This window comes from Streptomyces sp. SJL17-4 (genome assembly GCF_036826855.1).
Lineage (GTDB): Bacteria > Actinomycetota > Actinomycetes > Streptomycetales > Streptomycetaceae > Streptomyces.
In genome coordinates this window covers 5,220,749-5,238,307 of the sequence record NZ_CP104578.1, presented here as the reverse complement: position 1 = coordinate 5,238,307, position 17,559 = coordinate 5,220,749, and the positions used below count along the sequence as shown (strand labels likewise).

The 17,559-nt window shown below is 73.4% G+C and carries 17 protein-coding genes; 8 read left to right on the top strand and 9 right to left on the bottom strand.

Annotated features, from left to right (window positions below; genetic code table 11):
- Nucleotides 1-58 precede the first annotated feature (58 nt).
- The 3 genes from N5875_RS23615 to N5875_RS23605 all read right to left on the bottom strand — a co-directional run bounded on the left by N5875_RS23615 (nucleotide 59) and on the right by N5875_RS23605 (nucleotide 3,480).
- Nucleotides 59-868: a polysaccharide deacetylase family protein gene (locus N5875_RS23615; RefSeq protein WP_338495748.1), complete on the bottom strand. Its 810-nt coding sequence runs from the start codon at nucleotides 866-868 to the stop codon at nucleotides 59-61.
- Nucleotides 865-2,199, bottom strand: coding sequence for a glycosyltransferase family 2 protein (locus N5875_RS23610; RefSeq protein ID WP_338495746.1), 1,335 nt, complete (start codon nucleotides 2,197-2,199; stop codon nucleotides 865-867). The genes N5875_RS23615 and N5875_RS23610 overlap by 4 nt, the downstream gene beginning before the upstream one ends.
- A 198-nt stretch (nucleotides 2,200-2,397) precedes the next feature.
- Nucleotides 2,398-3,480, bottom strand: coding sequence for a GNAT family N-acetyltransferase (locus N5875_RS23605; RefSeq protein ID WP_338499244.1), 1,083 nt, complete (start codon nucleotides 3,478-3,480; stop codon nucleotides 2,398-2,400).
- Between the two features lie 216 nt (nucleotides 3,481-3,696).
- On the opposite strand from N5875_RS23605, the gene N5875_RS23600 reads away from it, so the two are divergent.
- The gene (locus N5875_RS23600) at nucleotides 3,697-4,053 is read left to right on the top strand and encodes a hypothetical protein (protein WP_318210146.1); all 357 of its coding nucleotides are present in this window, start codon (nucleotides 3,697-3,699) and stop codon (nucleotides 4,051-4,053) included.
- Between the two features lie 22 nt (nucleotides 4,054-4,075).
- Here the strand turns inward: N5875_RS23600 and hutI are convergent, their stop codons facing one another.
- From hutI to hutU, 4 genes are read right to left on the bottom strand one after another with little or no spacing between them, the layout of a single operon-like run.
- Nucleotides 4,076-5,323 carry an imidazolonepropionase gene (hutI, locus tag N5875_RS23595; protein ID WP_318210147.1) on the bottom strand — a complete coding sequence of 416 codons (1,248 nt, stop codon included), beginning with the start codon at nucleotides 5,321-5,323 and terminating at the stop codon, nucleotides 4,076-4,078.
- A gap of 26 nt (nucleotides 5,324-5,349) precedes the next feature.
- Entirely contained in the window at nucleotides 5,350-6,690 is a 1,341-nt protein-coding gene (locus N5875_RS23590) for a formimidoylglutamate deiminase (RefSeq protein ID WP_318210148.1), read from the bottom strand.
- Nucleotides 6,681-7,877 carry an allantoate amidohydrolase gene (locus N5875_RS23585; RefSeq protein WP_338499242.1) on the bottom strand — a complete coding sequence of 399 codons (1,197 nt, stop codon included), beginning with the start codon at nucleotides 7,875-7,877 and terminating at the stop codon, nucleotides 6,681-6,683. Before N5875_RS23585 ends, N5875_RS23590 begins: the two co-directional genes overlap by 10 nt.
- A 17-nt stretch (nucleotides 7,878-7,894) precedes the next feature.
- Entirely contained in the window at nucleotides 7,895-9,592 is a 1,698-nt protein-coding gene (gene hutU, locus N5875_RS23580) for a urocanate hydratase (RefSeq protein ID WP_318210149.1), read from the bottom strand.
- A 103-nt stretch (nucleotides 9,593-9,695) separates the two neighbouring features.
- Between hutU and N5875_RS23575 the strand changes: the two genes are divergently transcribed.
- The 6 genes from N5875_RS23575 to N5875_RS23550 all read left to right on the top strand — a co-directional run bounded on the left by N5875_RS23575 (nucleotide 9,696) and on the right by N5875_RS23550 (nucleotide 13,720).
- Nucleotides 9,696-11,012: a diaminopimelate decarboxylase gene (locus tag N5875_RS23575; protein WP_338495743.1), complete on the top strand. Its 1,317-nt coding sequence runs from the start codon at nucleotides 9,696-9,698 to the stop codon at nucleotides 11,010-11,012.
- A gap of 32 nt (nucleotides 11,013-11,044) precedes the next feature.
- A complete protein-coding gene (locus N5875_RS23570) occupies nucleotides 11,045-11,530 on the top strand; it encodes an SRPBCC family protein (protein ID WP_338495742.1) in 486 nt (161 codons plus the stop codon).
- 151 nt (nucleotides 11,531-11,681) lie between these two features.
- Nucleotides 11,682-12,074, top strand: coding sequence for a hypothetical protein (locus tag N5875_RS23565; protein ID WP_318210152.1), 393 nt, complete (start codon nucleotides 11,682-11,684; stop codon nucleotides 12,072-12,074).
- Nucleotides 12,075-12,115: 41 nt separating this feature from the next.
- Nucleotides 12,116-12,865 carry a transcriptional regulator gene (locus N5875_RS23560; protein ID WP_318210209.1) on the top strand — a complete coding sequence of 250 codons (750 nt, stop codon included), beginning with the start codon at nucleotides 12,116-12,118 and terminating at the stop codon, nucleotides 12,863-12,865.
- Nucleotides 12,866-12,906: 41 nt separating this feature from the next.
- Entirely contained in the window at nucleotides 12,907-13,299 is a 393-nt protein-coding gene (locus tag N5875_RS23555; RefSeq protein WP_318210153.1) for a roadblock/LC7 domain-containing protein, read from the top strand.
- Between the two features lie 49 nt (nucleotides 13,300-13,348).
- Nucleotides 13,349-13,720, top strand: coding sequence for a hypothetical protein (locus tag N5875_RS23550; RefSeq protein ID WP_318210154.1), 372 nt, complete (start codon nucleotides 13,349-13,351; stop codon nucleotides 13,718-13,720).
- A 47-nt stretch (nucleotides 13,721-13,767) separates the two neighbouring features.
- Here N5875_RS23550 and N5875_RS23545 read toward each other — a convergent pair whose 3' ends face one another.
- Nucleotides 13,768-14,613, bottom strand: coding sequence for a MurR/RpiR family transcriptional regulator (locus N5875_RS23545; RefSeq protein ID WP_318210155.1), 846 nt, complete (start codon nucleotides 14,611-14,613; stop codon nucleotides 13,768-13,770).
- A 355-nt stretch (nucleotides 14,614-14,968) separates the two neighbouring features.
- The gene (locus tag N5875_RS23540) at nucleotides 14,969-16,360 is read right to left on the bottom strand and encodes a cystathionine beta-synthase (protein ID WP_318210156.1); all 1,392 of its coding nucleotides are present in this window, start codon (nucleotides 16,358-16,360) and stop codon (nucleotides 14,969-14,971) included.
- A gap of 118 nt (nucleotides 16,361-16,478) precedes the next feature.
- Between N5875_RS23540 and N5875_RS23535 the strand changes: the two genes are divergently transcribed.
- Nucleotides 16,479-17,489, top strand: a complete 1,011-nt coding sequence (locus tag N5875_RS23535) for an SGNH/GDSL hydrolase family protein (RefSeq protein WP_318210210.1) — start codon at nucleotides 16,479-16,481, stop codon at nucleotides 17,487-17,489.
- Nucleotides 17,490-17,559 lie beyond the last annotated feature (70 nt).

Here is a 17,559-nt window from a genome sequence, read left to right as displayed (position 1 = left end):
CGGGCTTTCAACTGCCGGGCGGATTGCCGGAGTTGTCGATCTTCGGACGGGCCGGACCTCAGCCGGCGAACTCGGGCCCCCTGAGCAGGGCGCGGGCTCTGCGGTACATCCGCCAGCCGACCGTGGGCAGCGAGTCGGGGTATGGCGCGGCCTTCGCCCCGCGCCCCTCCATCCACTGCTCGATGTCGGCGACGGTGTGGCCGCGGCGCAGGATGAGCCGGGCGATGCGGTAGATCTCGTCGGTCCCGGAGCTGAGCGCGTGCCGGACGGCGACGGCCGAGGTGTAGCCGGCGGCCGCGGCGGCCCGCCGTACGGCCGGGCTGTTGTAGCCGTGCGGGTAGGCGAGATGTCGGACCTCGTGCCCGAGGACGTCCTCCAGCACCGCCTTGGACTCCCGCAGTTCCCGGCGGAGCGCGGCCGGCGCGAGGGTGTCGAGCTGCGGGTGGGTGGCGGTGTGCGCGCCGACCTCCATCCCGTACTGCTCCAGGAGCGGCGCCTGGGCGAGGGTCATCATCGGCGCGGGCGGCAGCAGACACGGCCGGCCGCGGGTGATGGCCCCGGTGGTGAGGTACGCGGTGGACGGCAGGTCGCGGGCGGCGAGCGCCTCGGCGGTCGGCCCGACCAGGTCGGCGAAGCCGTCGTCGAAGGTGAGGACGACGGGGCGGGGCGGCAGCGGGGCGCCGGTGGCGAAGTGCGCGGCGAGGGCGCCGACGGTGACCGCGGTACGGCCGCTGGCCACGATCGCGTCGAGCTGGGCGGCGAACTCCTTGGGCGGGACGGTGAATTCGGCGATCCAGTCCGGCGGGTCCTCCATCACGGCGTGGTAGAGGAGGACGGGTATGCGGGTGCGCAGGGGGGCGCCGCTCATCGGGTGTCCGCCTTCCGCAGCCGGGCCTTCGCGTAGCCGATCGGGCCGTAGAGCATGCCGCGTCGCTCCAGTCGGGAGAGGGAGGCGGGCCAGGGGTGGTGCTGGGTGCCGTGCTCGCCGGGAACGCCCCCCTCGGGGATCTCCCCGCGCTGGGCGGTCATGGCCCGGGCGTGGGCGAGGCCGCGCGGCAGCCGGGCGAGCAGGGCGGGCAGCAGGCGGGGGCTGCGTACCAGGGTGGCGGTGAGGTACGCGGTGAGCCCGGCGCCGTAGCCGTACGCCTGGTTCCGCAGGTCCTGCCAGGTGTCGCGGTGGTGGTGCCAGACGAGGGCCTCGGAGGTGTAGCGGAGGCGGAAGCCGGCGGAGAGGACGGCGACGAAGGCGTACAGGTCGTCGCCGCCCCTGGCCGCGGTCCCGGTGCCGGTCGCCGGGTCGAAGCCGCCGGCCCGGCGGAGGGCGTCGGCGCGGAAGGCCATGTTGGCGCCGGAGCCGAAGCTGCCGGCGGTGAAGGGGAAGAGCGGTTCGTCGGCGGGCGGCCGGGCCGGGTCGTACAGCCGGGGCGCGAAGCCCTTGGCGAAGCCGCCGTGCGATTCGAGGAGGACCTGGGCGGGGGTGCTCAGCCGGGCGGGCAGGATGAGGCCGGTGACGCAGCCGAGACCGGGGTCGCCGGCGAAGGGCGCGGTGAGGGCGGTCAGCCAGTGCGGGTCGGCGATCACGTCGTCGTCGGTGAAGGCGACGACGGCGCCCTCGGCGGCGGCCAGTCCGGTGTTGTGGGCGGTGGCGAGACCGGGAGTGTCCTCGCGGACGTACCGGACGCGGTCGGCGTACTCGGCATGCTGGGCGTACTTGCGGGTGACGAGCTCGTGGGTGTCGGTGGTGCGGGGCGCGTTGTCGACGACGATCAGCTCGAAGTCCGGGTGGTCCTGGACGAGGAGCGAGTCGAGGGCCCGGGCGAGGGACTCGGGCCGCTCACGGGTGGCGACGACAACGGAGGTACGGGGCGGGGTGAGCGCGTCGGAAGCGTCCTCGGAAGAGCCCTCGGCAGCGTCCTCCCGGGCCGCGGCGAGTCGTTCGGCGTCGGTCCGGGGCTTCCCTTCCTGCGCGAGCCGCCGCCGGGCGAGGGCGGCGAGCACCTCGGCGGGGTCCTCGCCGTCGGCGACGGTACCGACGACGGTGGCGGCGGGCCGGCCCCGGAGCCGTACCAGCGCGTAGACGTCACCGGGCACGACGGCCGGACCGCCGGGCGCGGGCCGGAAGCCGAGGACGGGCCCGTCGGGGGCGTCGAGATCGAGCTCGGCGACGGAGAGGGGCCGGGGGACAGGGGGGCTGCTCATCGGGGGTCTCCCCAGAGGCGTACGAGGGCGGGTGCGGCGGGGACGGCGAATGCGACGGGTGCCGGGATCGCGCGGACGGCGAACGCGACACGTGCGGGGAGCGCGGGGACGGGGAACGCGACACGTGCGGGGAGCGCGGGGACGGGGAACGCGACGGCTGTCCGCCCCGCCGGCGCGGATCGCGGCTCCGTGGTGGGGCTAACGGTGGCCCCGCAGACGAGCGAGACCGTTGAGCGCGGCGCGCCCCCGGGCCGCGAGGGCCGGCCGGGTGCGGACGAAGCGGTGGACGCGCAGCGGGGGCTCCCGGCGCAGCCAGTGCAGGGCACCCCGCACACCGGGGCGGACGACGGCACCCTCGTGCACCGTCAACTCCCCCGTCTTCAGGGCGTCCTTGTACTCGGCGGCGCCGCGCCCCAGGTCCAGCATCCCGATCCCGGCGGCGGCAGCGGCCTCGGCCATCCGCAGATGGAGGACGAGCCCCGGCGAGTACTTCGCGAACTCGGGGTCGTACGCCGGGAACCAGCAGGACAGCACGGTGCGGGACCGCAGCCCGAAGTGGGCGGCGATCGGGCGCTCCCCCACGTACAGCACGGACAGGACGCCGGAACAGCCGGGTGTACGGAGCGTGTGGAGGCGGCGGACGAGGGCGCTGATCCACTCCTGGGCGAAGCGGTCGCCGCGGCCGGTCCTGCGGTACTGGGCGGACTTCCACTCCATGAGGGTGCGCAGGGCCGCCGGATCGCGCTCGTCGAAGACGAAGCGCACCTCGCCGTCCGCCTGGCGGCCGAGCCTGCGCTCCTTGGCGAGGGTGGTCTTCAGGAACTTGGGCGACTGGACGCGGAGCAGGGCCTCGTAGGCCGCGTACCCCTCACCGACGTCGATCACGGGCGAGGCGAAGAACTCGGTGGCGGCGCCCTCGAAGACCGGCTGCCCGTCCTCCAGGTTGTCGAACTCCCAGACGGCGAGACCGCAGACGCGCAGCAACGCCCGTGCTCCCGGGCGCAGTCCGGAGCGCAGGACGGCTCCCTGGCTGTCGGAGACCCCGAAACCGATGGCACGGCCCCCGCCGAGGAGACCCTTCTCGTACGGCAGGAAGCCGACCGGCTCGCCGTCCTCCCACCAGACGGCGACCCGCGAGCGCGGGCGGACTTCGGCGACCGCGCGGGTGAACTCCGGTTCCATGAAGGGATTCGCCGGCCCGCCGGACTTGGCACGCAGCTCCCGCCAGGCCTCGATCTCGCGCTCGCCCAGCTCCCCCGGACGCACGACGCGCACGCTCACAGCACTCACTTGCCGACCCCCCGGTCTACCCCCTGAGCACTACCAGGACAGGACGGTACCGGTCCGCGGTCGCCTGCGGCAGGGATACCGGGGCTTTCCGTGACCAACCCGTGAAGGAGGGGACGAAACCCGGTGGCCGGCGGACCGGGTCCGTCGGTACCGTCGGGGCCCCCGCGGACCGCGCCCGCGGCTGCCCCTGAGAGAGAGTGAACCCCCGTGACCGCCGCCCGACGCCCGACGACGACCCTGTGGCGCCCGACCGGTCCGGTCGAGCTGGACCTCGTGCGGGAGCTGGGGTGGCGGGCCTGGCCGCCGCGGCTGCCGGAGCAGCCGATCTTCTACCCGGTCCTCGACGAGGAGTACGCGGTGAGGATCGCGCGCGACTGGAACGTCAGACACGACGGCGCCGGCTTCGTCACCCGCTTCGAGGTCGACGCGGAGTTCCTCCGCAGGTACCCGGTCCGGCAGGCGGGTGGCCGGACGATCCTGGAGCTGTGGGTGCCGGCGGAGGAGCTCGACGAGTTCAACGCGCACATCGTGGGCGAGATCGAGCTGGTCCACACGTTCCGCTGACCCCCGACGCCTCGTCGCACGCTCAGACCACCCGCACGCCCGCCCGCCAGACCTCCGTCACCAGGGGGACCCCCGGACGGTAGGCGAGGTGGACGTGGGACGGGGCGTCCAGGACGGTCAGGTCCGCGCGGGCGCCGACCGTCAGCCGTCCGACGTCCGTGCGGCGCAGGGCCGCCGCGCCGCCCGCCGTGGCCGACCAGATCGCCTCGTCCGGGGTCATGCCCATGTCCCGTACCGCGAGGGCGATGCAGAAGGGGACCGAGGACGTGAAGGACGAGCCCGGGTTGCAGTCCGTGGACAGGGCGACCGTCACCCCCGCGTCCAGGAGGCGGCGGGCGTTCGGCCACTGCGCGCGCGTGGAGAACTCCGCGCCCGGGAGGAGGGTCGCGACCGTCGACCCGTTCGCCAGCGCGTCCACGTCGGCGTCCGTCAGGTGCGTGCAGTGGTCCGCGCTCGCCGCGTCCAGTTCGACCGCCAGCTGGACGCCGGGGCCGTACGTGAGCTGGTTCGCGTGCACCCGGGGGTGCAGGCCCTTCGCCTTGCCGGCGGTGAGGATCGCGCGGGCCTGGTCGCCGTCGAAGGCACCCTTCTCGCAGAAGACGTCGACCCAACGGGCGTACGGGGCGCACGCGTCCAGCATCTCGCCGGTCACCAGCTCCACGTACGCGGCCGGGTCGTCGGCGTAGTCCGGGGGGACGATGTGCGCGCCGAGGTACGTGACCTCGTCGGTGTGCTCGGCGGCGATGCGCAGGGCGCGGGCCTCGTCCTCGACCGTCAGGCCGTAGCCGGACTTCGTCTCGAAGGTCGTCGTGCCCTGGCGGAGTGCCTCACGGAGGTAGCGGGCGACGTTCGCCGAGAGCTCGGCGTCGGTCGCGGCGCGCGTCGCCGCGACCGTGGTGCGGATGCCGCCCGCCGCGTACGCCTGGCCGGACATGCGGGCGTTGAACTCGGCCGTGCGGTCGCCCGCGAAGACCAGGTGGGAGTGGGAGTCGACGAAGCCGGGGACGACCGCCCTGCCGCCCGCGTCGACCCTGTTGTCAGTGGCCGGTGCTTTGCTGGATTCACCGACCCAGACGACCCGGTCGCCGTCGACGACGACGGCCGCGTCCTGGATCAGGCCCAGGGACGAACCATCACCGAGAGAGGGGTCATTGGTGACGAGGCTGGCGATGTTGACGATGGCGGTGGCGGTCGTCGCCACGGCGCTGTTCGCGCTCGTGGGGGCGGAGCTCGCCGCCGGGTTGTTCGTCGCCGCGGGGCCCGTGTTCATGATGAGAGGTGTCTCCTTCAGGCGCTTCAGCCGCGCAGGGCGGCGATCGAGTCCGCGAGGGCCTGGGCGGCGTCCGGCACGGAGCCGTGGACCCCGTCCCGTACGACGTGACGTCCGCCCACGACCGTGTGCCGGACGTCCGCTGCCGACGCTGCGAATACCGCCGTCTCGGCTGCCAGACGCGGTACCGGTCCCGCTGTCCTGACCGAGTCCAGCGCGATCGTCGTGAAGTCGGCGAGGGCGCCCGTCTCCAGCGTGCCCGCGTCCGGCCGGCCGAGGGCCGCGTGGCCGTCGGCCGTGGCCGCGCGGAGGAGTGCCGCCGCCGTCCAGTGGCCCCGGGTGCGGGTGCGCAGGCGCTCGTTCAGCTCCATCGCCCGCGCCTCCTCCAGGAGGTCGATCACGGCGTGGCTGTCGCTGCCGAGGGAGAGCGGGGAGCCGGCCTGCTGGAGGGCGACGGCCGGGCCGATGCCGTCGGCCAGGTCCCGTTCCGTCGTGGGGCACATGCACGTGCCGGTGGACGACGAGCCGATCAGGGCGATGTCGGCGTCCGTCATGTGGGTGTTGTGGACGCCCGTGGTCCGTGCGCCGAGCACGCCGTGGTCGGCGAGGAGCTGGGTGGGCGTGCGGCCGTGGGCCGCCAGGCAGGCGTCGTTCTCGGCGGTCTGCTCGGAGAGGTGGACGTGGAGGGGCGCCTGCCGGTCCTGGGCCCAGCGGGCCACCGTCGCCAGCTGGTCCGCCGGGACCGCCCGTACGGAGTGGATCGCCGCCCCGATGCGTACCCCGTCCCGCTCCTTCAGTGCGCTCACCCGCTCGGCCCAGGCCTCGGCCGTGCCGTCGGAGAAGCGGAGCTGGTGCCGGTCGGGGGCGGCGCCGAAGCCGGAGGAGAGGTACGCCGTGTCGAGGAGGGTGATGCGGATGCCCGCCTCCCCCGCCGCCGCGATCAGGGCCTCGCCCATGGCGTTGGGGTCGGCGTACGCGGTGCCGCCGGGCGCGTGGTGGAGGTAGTGGAACTCGCCGACGGCCGTGATGCCCGCCAGCGCCATCTCCGCGTACACGGCGCGGGCCAGGGCGAAGTAGCTGTCGGGGGTGAGGCGCTGGGCCACGCCGTACATGACCTCGCGCCAGGTCCAGAAGGTGCCGGAGCCGACCTGGACCGTGCCGCGCAGGGCGCGGTGGAAGGCGTGCGAGTGGGCGTTGGCCAGGCCCGGGATCGTCAGGCCGCGGAGCACCACCGCGCCCGGGGGCGGGGCGTCGACCCCGGTGCGTACGGCCGCGATCCGGCCGTCGGCGGACACGTCCAGGGCCACGCCCGGCTCGACGTTGGTGTCGAGCCAGGCGTGTTCCAGCCAGTACGTCGTCAGCGGCACGCCAGCTCCTCCAGTACGTCGGCGAGTGCGAGGACCCCGGCCGCGCAGTCGTCCTCGGCCGCGAACTCGGCCGGGGAGTGCGAGACGCCGGTGGGGTTCCGTACGAACAGCATGGCGGTCGGAATCGATTCGGAGAGGATTCCCGCGTCGTGTCCGGCGCCGGTGCCGAGGACCGGGACCTTTCCGGACGCACCCAGGATCCGGGACAGCTCGTCGCGCAGGGCGTGCGAGAAGTCCACGATCGGGGTGAAGGACTCCTGGACGACCGTGAGGTCGATGCCGTGCCGCCGGGCGTAGTCGCGGGCCGCCGTCTCGACGCCCGCCACGACCGTGTCGAGCGAGTCCTGGTCGGCGGCGCGGGCGTCGAGCCAGCCGCGGACCAGGGAGGGGATGGCGTTGACGCCGTTCGGCTCGACCGCGATCTTGCCGAAGGTGGCGACGGCGCCCGCCAGCTCCGCCTCGCGGCGGGCGGCGAGGACCGTCTCCGCGTAGGTGAGCATCGGGTCGCGGCGGTCGACCAGGCGGGTGGTGCCCGCGTGGTTGGCCTCGCCCGCGAAGTCGTACCGCCAGCGGCCGTGCGGCCAGATGGAGGAGGCGATGCCGACGGCGTCCCCGGACAGGTCCAGGGCGCGGCCCTGCTCGACGTGGAGTTCGACGAACGCGCCGATACGGGCGAGCCGTTCGGGGTCCGGGCCGATGGCCGCGGGGTCGTGTCCGGCCGCTTCCATGGCCTGGGGGAGGCTGATGCCGGAGGCGTCGCGGAGCTCGTACGCCTGCTCCTTCGTCAGCCGGCCGGCGGTGAGGCGGGAGCCGACGCAGGCGAGGCCGAAGCGGGCGCCCTCCTCGTCGCCGAAGTTGGTGATGGCGAGCGGGCGCTTGAACGAGACGCCGCGCGAGCGGAGTTCGTCGAGGGCGGCGAAGGCGGAGACGACGCCGAGGGGGCCGTCGAAGGCGCCGCCGTCCGGGACGGAGTCCAGGTGGGAGCCGGTGACGACGGCGTCCCCGGCCGTGGGGTCGCCGAGCCAGGCCCACTGGTTGCCGTTGCGGTCGGTCTCGACGTCCATGCGGCGGGCCTCGGCCTGCATCCGGAACCAGAGGCGGCAGTCGGCGTCGGCCTCGGTCCAGGCGTAGCGCCGGTATCCGCCGGAGGCGGCGCTGCGGCCGATGGGCCGCAGCGACCGCCACATGGCCTGGAAGGTGGCACTCACGCGGAGGCCTCGGCCGCGCCGGACGCGCCGGACGCGTCGTCGCCCTCGCGCATCGGGATGCGGACGCCGCGCTCGTCGGCGACCCGCTCCGCGATGTCGTAGCCCGCGTCGACGTGGCGGATGACGCCCATGCCGGGGTCGTTCGTCAGGACGCGGCGGATCTTCTCGCCCGCGAGCTTGGTGCCGTCGGCGACCGAGACCTGACCGGCGTGGATGGAGCGGCCCATGCCGACGCCGCCGCCGTGGTGGAGGGAGACCCAGGACGCGCCGGAGGCGACGTTCACCATGGCGTTGAGGAGCGGCCAGTCGGCGATGGCGTCGGAGCCGTCGAGCATGGCCTCGGTCTCACGGTACGGGGAGGCCACCGAGCCGCAGTCGAGGTGGTCGCGGCCGATCGCGAGGGGCGCGGCGAGGGTGCCGTTGCCGACCATGTCGTTGAACATGTCGCCGGCCTTGTCGCGCTCGCCCTGGCCGAGCCAGCAGATACGGGCGGGCAGGCCCTGGAAGTGGACGCGCTCGCCGGCCATCTTGATCCAGCGGTGGAGCGATTCGTTCTCCGGGAAGAGGTCGAGGATCGCCTTGTCCGTCTTGTGGATGTCCGAAGCCTCGCCGGACAGGGCCGCCCAGCGGAACGGGCCCTTGCCCTCGCAGAACAGCGGACGGATGTACGCCGGGACGAAGCCGGGGAAGGCGAACGCGCGGTCGTAGCCGGCCAGCTGGGCCTCGCCGCGGATCGAGTTGCCGTAGTCGAAGACCTCGGCGCCCGCGTCCATGAAGCCGACCATGGCCTCGACGTGCTTCGCCATCGACTCGCGGGCCCGCACCGTGAACCCGGCCGGGTCCTTGGCGGCCGCGTCGGCCATGTCGTCGAAGGCGACGCCGACCGGGAGGTACGCGAGCGGGTCGTGGGCGGAGGTCTGGTCCGTCACGATGTCGATCGGGGCGCCCTCGGCGAGCATCTGCGGGAGCAGCTCGGCGGCGTTGCCGAGGAGGCCGATGGAGAGCGGGCGGCGGGCGTCGCGGGCCTCGGTGGCCAACTGGAGCGCGTGGGCGAGGTTGTCGGCCTTCACGTCCAGGTAGCGGTGCTCGATGCGGCGCTCGATGGCGCGCGGGTCGACGTCGATGCAGATCGCGACGCCGTCGTTCATCGTCACGGCGAGGGGCTGGGCGCCGCCCATGCCGCCGAGTCCCGCGGTGAGGGTGATCGTCCCGGCCAAAGTGCCGTTGAACTTCTTGGCGGCGACGGCGGCGAAGGTCTCGTACGTGCCCTGGAGGATGCCCTGGGTGCCGATGTAGATCCAGGAACCGGCGGTCATCTGGCCGTACATGGTGAGGCCGAGCTGCTCCAGGCGCCGGAACTCCTCCCAGTTGGCCCAGTCGCCGACCAGGTTGGAGTTGGCGATGAGGACGCGCGGGGCCCACTCGTGGGTCTGCATGACGCCGACGGGGCGGCCGGACTGGACGAGCATCGTCTCGTCCTGCTTCAGCGTCCGGAGCGTGCGGACCATGGCGTCGAAGGAGCGCCAGTCGCGGGCGGCCTTGCCGGTGCCGCCGTAGACGACGAGCTTGTCGGGGTGCTCGGCGACCTCGGGGTCGAGGTTGTTCTGGAGCATCCGGAGGGCGGCCTCCTGCTGCCATCCCAGGGCGCTCAGTTCCGTACCGCGCGGGGCCCGTACGGGGCGGGGTCCTGACATGGCGGTGCCTCCTCGAATGTCGTTCAGATATTCACATCCTGGCGGCTTGAATAGTTGTAGTCAACAGCTGCGGGGCCGCACGTCCCGGTGATGGGATGGACACATGGCCTCCTCCCGCCGCGATCTCGCCGTCCGAGCCTCCGTCGACCAAGGACTCCTCTCCCCCGCCGAACCGGTCGTCGCCCTCCTCGACACCGCCGGCATCCGCGCCTCCGCAGCCGCTCTGACCAGCGCGTTCGCCGCCGTCACCGATGCGCCCGTACTGCACGCCTTCGCCGTGAAGGCCGCCCCGCTCGTCCCCGTCCTCCGCCTCCTGCACGAGTCCGGGCTGGGCGTCGAGGTCGCGAGCCCCGGCGAGCTGGCCCTCGCGCGCGCCGCCGGAGTCCCGCCCACCCGCACCGTGCTCGACTCCCCCGCCAAGACCCCCGCCGAGCTGCGCCAGGCCCTCGCCCTCGGCATCGCCGTCAACGCCGACAACCTCCAGGAACTGGCCCGCCTCGACACGCTCGTCGCCTCCGCCCCCACCGCCTCACCCCTCGGGATCCGGGTGAACCCGCAGGTCGGAGCCGGTTCCATCGGCGCCCTCTCGACCGCGACCGCCACCTCCAAGTTCGGCGTGGCACTCCGCGACGAGGGCGCCCGCAAGACCGTCGTCCAGGCGTACCTGGAGCGGCCCTGGCTGACCCGGCTGCACACCCACACCGGCTCCCAGGGCATCCCGCTCGCCCTGATGGCCGAAGGCGTCGGAGAGGCGTACGCGCTGGCCGAGGAGATCAACCGGGCGGCCGGCCGGCAGCAGATCGACACCCTCGACATCGGTGGCGGCCTGCCGGTCGACTTCGGCTCCGACGAGGAGACGCCGACGTACGCGGAGTACGCCCGGCTGCTCGCCGACACCGTCCCCGGGCTCTTCGACGGCCGCTACGGCCTGGTGACCGAGTTCGGCCGCTCGCTGCTCGCCAAGCACGGCACGGTCCTCGCCCGGGTGGAGTACACCAAGACCTCCGGCGGCCGCCCCATCGCCGTCACCCACGCGGGTGTGCAGCTGGCCACCCGGACGGTCTACGCCCCCGAGGCCTGGCCGCTGCGCGTCCTCGCGTACGACTCCGAGGGCCGCCCCCGCACCGGGGAGGTCGCCGTCCAGGACGTGGCGGGCCCCGCCTGCTTCACCGGGGACATGCTCGCCACCGGCCGGGCGCTGCCGCTGCTGCACCCGGGTGACGTGGTGGCCGTCCCGGACACCGGCGCGTACTACTTCGCCCACCACTACGCGTACAACAGCCTGCCCCGGCCGGGCATCCACGGCTTCACGGTGAGCGACGCCGGCGCGGTCACCTTCACGACGGTACGGAAGCCCCAGACGCTCGCGGAGATCGTCGCCGAGTCGGGCGGGGAGCACGCGGACGCCCTCGTCGGGTAGCGCGGGCCCCGCGTCGCGGTTTCGATGAAGCCATGACTGGAACGGGACCGGGTTCGAACACCACCACCGTCGTCGTCGAGCGGCGGGTCGACGCCTCACCCGGGCGGGTCTGGGAGTCGATCACCGATCTGCCGGACATGCCCCGCGTCCTCTCGGGCGTCGAGCGGGTCGAGGTGCTCACCGAGGGCGGCTTCGCCGTGGGCACCCGCTGGCGCGAGACCCGGCGGATGCTGGGCAAGGAGGCCACCGAGGAGATGCTGGTGACGGAGTGCGAGCCACCCGACCGGTACGTCACGGTCGCCGACTCGCACGGCATGCACTACGTCTCCGAGCTCACCCTCACGCCCGACGGGGCGGGGGCGACCACCCTGCGGATGACGTTCTCCGCCCGGCCCGTCCGCGGCCTCAAGCAGGGCTTCCTGGGGCGGCTGATGGCCCGCTTCGGCGCGAAGGCGGTGGCCAAGGCGCTCACGAAGGACCTGTCCGAGATCGCGAACGCGGTGGAATCGAAGACCTGACCCGCGACCTGACACACAATCCCGCGTGATTGCGGTCGGGTACTGGCATGTTCCGATGGAAAATGCCAGAACCCCTCCCCCGGAGCACTGCGTTCAGTAACGTCACCGTCACTGCCGTACGTTCGCACGCCGCATCGGGAGGGGAATCCGCGTGCCCGGAATCGACGAGTGCCTTCTGGAGGCCATGGCCCTGCCGGGCGCTCGCGGAGCCTCCCTGGTCGACTGGACCAGCGGGCTCGCCCTCGGGACGGCGGGCGACTCACCGGTCGGCGACCATGAGACGACAGCCGCCGAGACCGCAGAACTCGCCCGCGCCGCCGCCGAGTTCGACTCGTTCGCGGCAGCGGAGGAGACCCCCGGCGGCGAACCGCCCGTCGAGGACCTGATCGTCACCACCCGCGCCGGCTACCACGTCCTCCGCTTCGTCGAGACGTCCTTCGACAGCAGCGTCTTCCTCCACCTCTGGCTCGACCGCGACACCGGCAACCTCGCCCTCGCCCGGCTCCGCCTCCGCGACCTCGCCGAACGGCTGGTTCTGGGGTGAGCGGGCCCGGAGCGAGCGCGGTCGCCACCCCCGTCTCCCCGATGCTGGTCCGGCTCGCCGCCGAGAAGGCCACCGGCGCCCTGCTCCGCGACCACGGCACGCTCTACCTCGTCGACGGCCGCGTCGTGCACGCCGAGAGCCCCGCCGCCCCCGGCGTCGACGTCCTCCTCACCACCGGCGGACGGCTGCCCCGCGAGGGCTGGGACGAGGCCGTCGACCGGGCCGGCGCCCATCGCTCCGTCGGCCGCTTCCTCGTCGACAGCGGCCGGCTCCACGACGGCGAGCTGGAGATCTGCCACCTCGGCGCCGTCTTCGACGCGGCCTTCTTCGCCCTCTCCCCCACCAGCGGCCCGACCCGCTTCCGGTACGGGGTCGGGCACTGGTTCGGGACGGTGCGGCCGGTGTCGGCGGAGGCGGTCGAGCGCGAGACGGTCCGCCGCCGTGAACTCCTCGACGCCGTCTGGCCGTACGCCGCCGTGGACACCGCCCCCGTCACCCCGCGCCCCGCCGCCCCCGGCCAGACCGTGGGGGCGCGCCAGCGGGCCCTGCTCGCCGCCGCGGACGGGCGGCGGAGCCCGGCGGAGCTGGCCCGGGTGCTCGGCCGCCCCGCCTTCCACACCCTCCTCGACGTCCGGCGGCTCGCGGCCGCCGGGCTCGTCGAGACGCCGCTCGACCCCACCCCCGTACCGCCGCCACCGCCCTCGCCCACCCTGTTACCGGCCCTGCCGGTGGCCGATCCCGACATCGCCCTGCTGCGCCGGCTCCGTGACGCCCTGGAGGCACACCTGTGATGAGGCGTGCCCTGCGCCTGCGCGCCGAAAGGAAACAGCTCATGACGGCAGAAGCCGAGGTCCTCGGCGAGCTCAGACGGCTGCGGGCCCGGCTGCCCCAGCTGACCGGGGCGCTCGCGGCCAGTGCCGACGGGCTCGTCCTGGCCCACGACACCGTGGACGGCGAGGCGGAGAGCGTGGCCGCGCTGACCGCGGCGGCGCTCGGCGTCGGCCAGCGGCTGACCGACAGCACCGGCCAGGGCCGGTTCCGGGAGCTGCTGGTACGCGGTGAGAACGGCTACGTGGCGACGTACGCGGCGGGCGGCTCGGCCGTCCTGACGCTGCTCGCCGAACCCCGGATCAATGTCGGGCGGCTCCATCTGGAGGCCCGCAGGTCCAGCGTCCGGATCGGCGAACTCGTCGACGGCGCGCTGGAACGCAAAGACCTGAACTGAAGCGACGCACCAAGAGAAGCGAACAAGCAGAGAAGGAAGTGCGACACCCATGGCGAACACCGAGACCTCCCTCAAGGAAGCGGCCTCCATCGAAGGCGCCCTCGGCGCGGCCCTCGTCGACTACACGAGCGGCATGGCGCTCGGCACGATCGGCGGAGGCAAGGACCTCGACCTCAACATGGCCGCGGCCGGCAACACCGACGTCGTCCGGGCCAAGGTCCGGGCGATGGAGATGCTCGGCCTCGGCGACGAGATCGAGGACATCCTGATCACCCTCGGACGGCAGTACCACATGATCCGGCTGCTCAAGGGGCAGGGCAAGACCGGCCTGTTCCTGTACCTCGCCCTGGACAAGGACCGGGCGAACCTGGCGATGGCCCGCCACCAGCTGAAGAAGATCGAGTCCGCCCTGGAGGTCTGACCCGGCCCTCGCGTGCGCGGGGCCCGGCACGGTCCGAAAGACAGGCCCTAGTCGACGAACAGGCCCCGCGCCGCCGCCTTCGTGTCGAACTCCTCCAGGCGCGCCTGCGCGTCCGGGAGTTCGTCGGCCATGGCCTCCAGCAGGACCCGGCCGAGCATCATCGGCGCACAGGCCGTGTCGAAGGCGAGCCCGGTGCCGACGGCGGCCGGGATGAGCAGGTCGCTGTGGGCGGCGACGGGCGCGAACGCCGACTCGGCGACGGTCACCACCGTGAGCCCGGCCGCCCGCGCGTACTCCAGGGCCTCGACGACCTCCCGCGGATGCCGGGGCAGCGCGAAGCACAGCAGGGCCGTGGCCCCGGCGCGTACGGCGGCGTCGACGCGGTCCGTGAGCATGGAGCCGGCCTCGTCGAGGAGCCGGACGTCCGGGTGCACCTTGCCGGCGAAGTAGGCGAAGCCACGCGCCTGCGAGGAGGCGGCCCGCAGGCCGAGCACGGGCAGCGGGCGGGAGCCGGCGAGCAGCCGGCCGGCCTTCTCGACGGGCGCGGGGTCGGCGAGGAGCCCGGCGAGGTGCCGGAGGTTCTCGATCTCGGCGAGGACGGCCTGCTGGTACTCGTTGAGCGCCTCGTCCTCCCCCTCGGCCGCGCCGGGCTCAGGGGGCGCGACCTCGCGCAGATGACGGCGGAGCGCCGGGTACCCGTCGAAGCCGAGGGCGACGGCGAAGCGGGTGACGGAGGGCTGGCTGACCCCGGCGAGCTCGGCGAGCTCGACGCTGGACAGGAAGGGCACGTCACCGGCGCGCCGCACCATGCAGTGCGCGATCCGTCGCTGTGTCGGCGTCAGCCGGTGCCCCTCGAAGAGCGCCTGCAGCCGACCGGCCGGGCTGTCGCTCATGCCGCCGCCCCCTCTCTCTCACCTATTCACCCGCAAAGGGCTCTGCATAAGGATATGCAGGGGGTGCGCCGGAGAGAAGTGCGAGCGGGAAGCCCGGCAGAGCCGGAGGAAGTCGGCGCGGGGACCGCCGCACCCCCGAAACGGGGGGCGGGACGACGGCGGTCCCCGCGAGGACACGGGCCCGGGTCAGGGCCGGTCTCCGCGTCCGTGGCGTCGTCAGGAGTCCGGGAGCCGCTCCGGAAGTCCGTGACGCCGACAACCACCACTGTGCCGGACGCGTGTTAAGCGGGTGCTGCGCGTACGTGTCGCGCTCGTACCGATTGCGCGAACGCACCCGCGGCACCCGCCCGGGGAACTACTTCGTGCCGCCGTTGGCCAGGAAGGCCAGCAGGTCCTGGCGGCTGACGACGCCGGTCGGCTTGCCCTCGACCAGGACGATCGCCGCGTCGGCGGACTCGCCGAGGACGGACATCAGGTCGGCGACCGGCTCGCCGGAGCCGACCTGCGGCAGCGGCGCGCTCATGTGACGCTCCAGCGGGTCCTCCAGGGAGGCGCGCTGCTTGAAGAGCGCGTCGAGCAGCTCGCGCTCGACGACCGAACCGACGACCTCGGCGGCCATCACGTCGGGGTGGCCGGCGCCGGGCTTCACGATGGGCATCTGGGAGACGCCGTACTCGCGGAGCACCTCGATGGCCTGGCCGACGGTCTCGTCCGGGTGCATGTGGACAAGGGAGGGCATGGTGCCGCCCTCCTTGTGGCGCAGGACGTCGGCGACGGTGGCGGTGGAGGTGTCCTCCAGGAAGCCGTAGTCGGCCATCCACTCGTCGCTGAAGATCTTCGACATGTAGCCGCGGCCGGAGTCCGGCAGCAGCACGACGACGACGTCGTCCGGGCCCAGCTCCTTGGCGACCTCGAGCGCGGCCACGACGGCCATGCCGCAGGAACCGCCGACGAGGAGGCCCTCCTCCTTGGCGAGGCGGCGGGTCATCTGGAACGAGTCCTTGTCGGACACCGCGACGATCCGGTCCGTGACGGTCCGGTCGTACGCGGTCGGCCAGAAGTCCTCGCCGACGCCCTCGACGAGGTACGGGCGACCGGAGCCGCCGGAGTAGACCGAGCCCTCCGGGTCGGCGCCGATGACCTTCACGGAGCCACCGCTGGCCTCCTTGAGGTAGTTGCCGGTGCCGGAGATGGTGCCGCCGGTGCCGACGCCCGCGACGAAGTGGGTGATCTTCCCGTCCGTCTGCTCCCAGAGCTCGGGGCCGGTGGTCTCGTAGTGGGAGCGCGGGTTGTTCGGGTTGGAGTACTGGTCGGGCTTCCAGGCACCCGGCGTCTCACGGACGAGCCGGTCCGAGACGTTGTAGTACGAGTCCGGGTGCTCCGGGTCGACCGCCGTGGGGCAGACGACGACCTCGGCGCCGTACGCCCGCAGTACGTTGATCTTGTCGAGGGACACCTTGTCGGGGCAGACGAAGATGCACTTGTAGCCCTTCGTCTGTGCCACGATCGCCAGGCCGACGCCGGTGTTGCCGGACGTGGGCTCGACGATGGTTCCGCCGGGCTTGAGCTCACCGCTCTGCTCGGCCGCCTCGATCATCCGCAGGGCGATCCGGTCCTTGACCGAGCCTCCGGGGTTGAAGTACTCGACCTTGGCCAGAACGGTCGCCTGAATACCCGCTGTGACGCTGTTGAGCTTCACCAGCGGGGTGTTGCCGACGAGGCTGATCATCGAGTCGTGGAATTGCACCGTAATCTCCGGGGTCTCCGTAATGGTGTGGCCAGCGTATGCGTAGTCGGAGCGGGTTACGGGGCAGTTAGACCCTGAACGGCTTGAAGGAGGTGACGGCCCCATGTCGAGGGCGAGGGTGGCGCGGCGGATCGCGGCGGGTGCGGCGTACGGCGGCGGGAGCATCGGACTGCTGGGTGTGGCGGCGGTGGGCGTCCTGCTGGCCGAGATGCAGATCGCGAAGCGGACGGTGGGCGGTGGCGCGGCCCCGCTGCCGCCGGGGGCGGACGGCCTCTACGGCCGCGCGTTCGGCACGGACGACCCCCTGCGGCTGGCCCTTCTGGGTGATTCCACGGCGGCGGGGCAGGGGGTCCGCCGCTCGGGCCAGACGCCGGGCGCGCTGCTCGCCTCGGGGCTCGCGGCGGTGGCGGAGCGGCCGGTGGTGCTGCGGAACGTCGCGCTTTCCGGTGCCCGCTCGGACGATCTGGAGCGGCAGGTGTCGCTGCTGCTGGCCCAGCCCCTCGGACCGCCGGACGTCTGCGTGATCATGATCGGCGCGAACGACGTCACGCACCGGATGCCGCCGACGGAGTCCGTACGGCTCCTGGCGTCGGCGGTCCGGCGGCTGCGGACGGCCGGCGCGGAGGTGGTGGTCGGGACCTGCCCGGACCTGGGGACGATCGAGCCGGTCTACCAGCCGCTGCGCTGGCTGGCCCGGCGGGCCTCCCGGCAGCTGGCGGCGGCCCAGACGATCGTGGTGATCGAGCAGGGCGGGCGGACGGTGTCGCTGGGCGACCTGCTCGGCCCGGAGTTCGCGGCGAACCCCCGCGAGATGTTCGGGGTGGACAACTTCCACCCGTCGGCGGAGGGGTACGCGACGGCGGCGATGGCCGTGCTGCCGACGATGTGCGCGGTGCTCGGCGTATGGCCGGAGACGGACCGCCTGGAGCCGGCGCGGCGGGAGAACATGCTGCCGGTCGCGAAGGCGGCGGCGGAGGCGGCGCGGGAGGCGGGCACGGAGGTCACGGGTGCGCGCGCCCCCTGGGCCCTGCTGAAGCACCGCCGCCGGCGGCGGCTCCCGGTCGCGGCGGAGGCATCGCCGGACACCGAGGGGGAAGGGGCCACGGAGACTCCCGCCTCCACCAACTGAGCGCTCGCTTAGAAAAGAGGTCCGCATCACATGCCCAGGCCGGTGACCCCATGCGGTACGTACGGGTAAC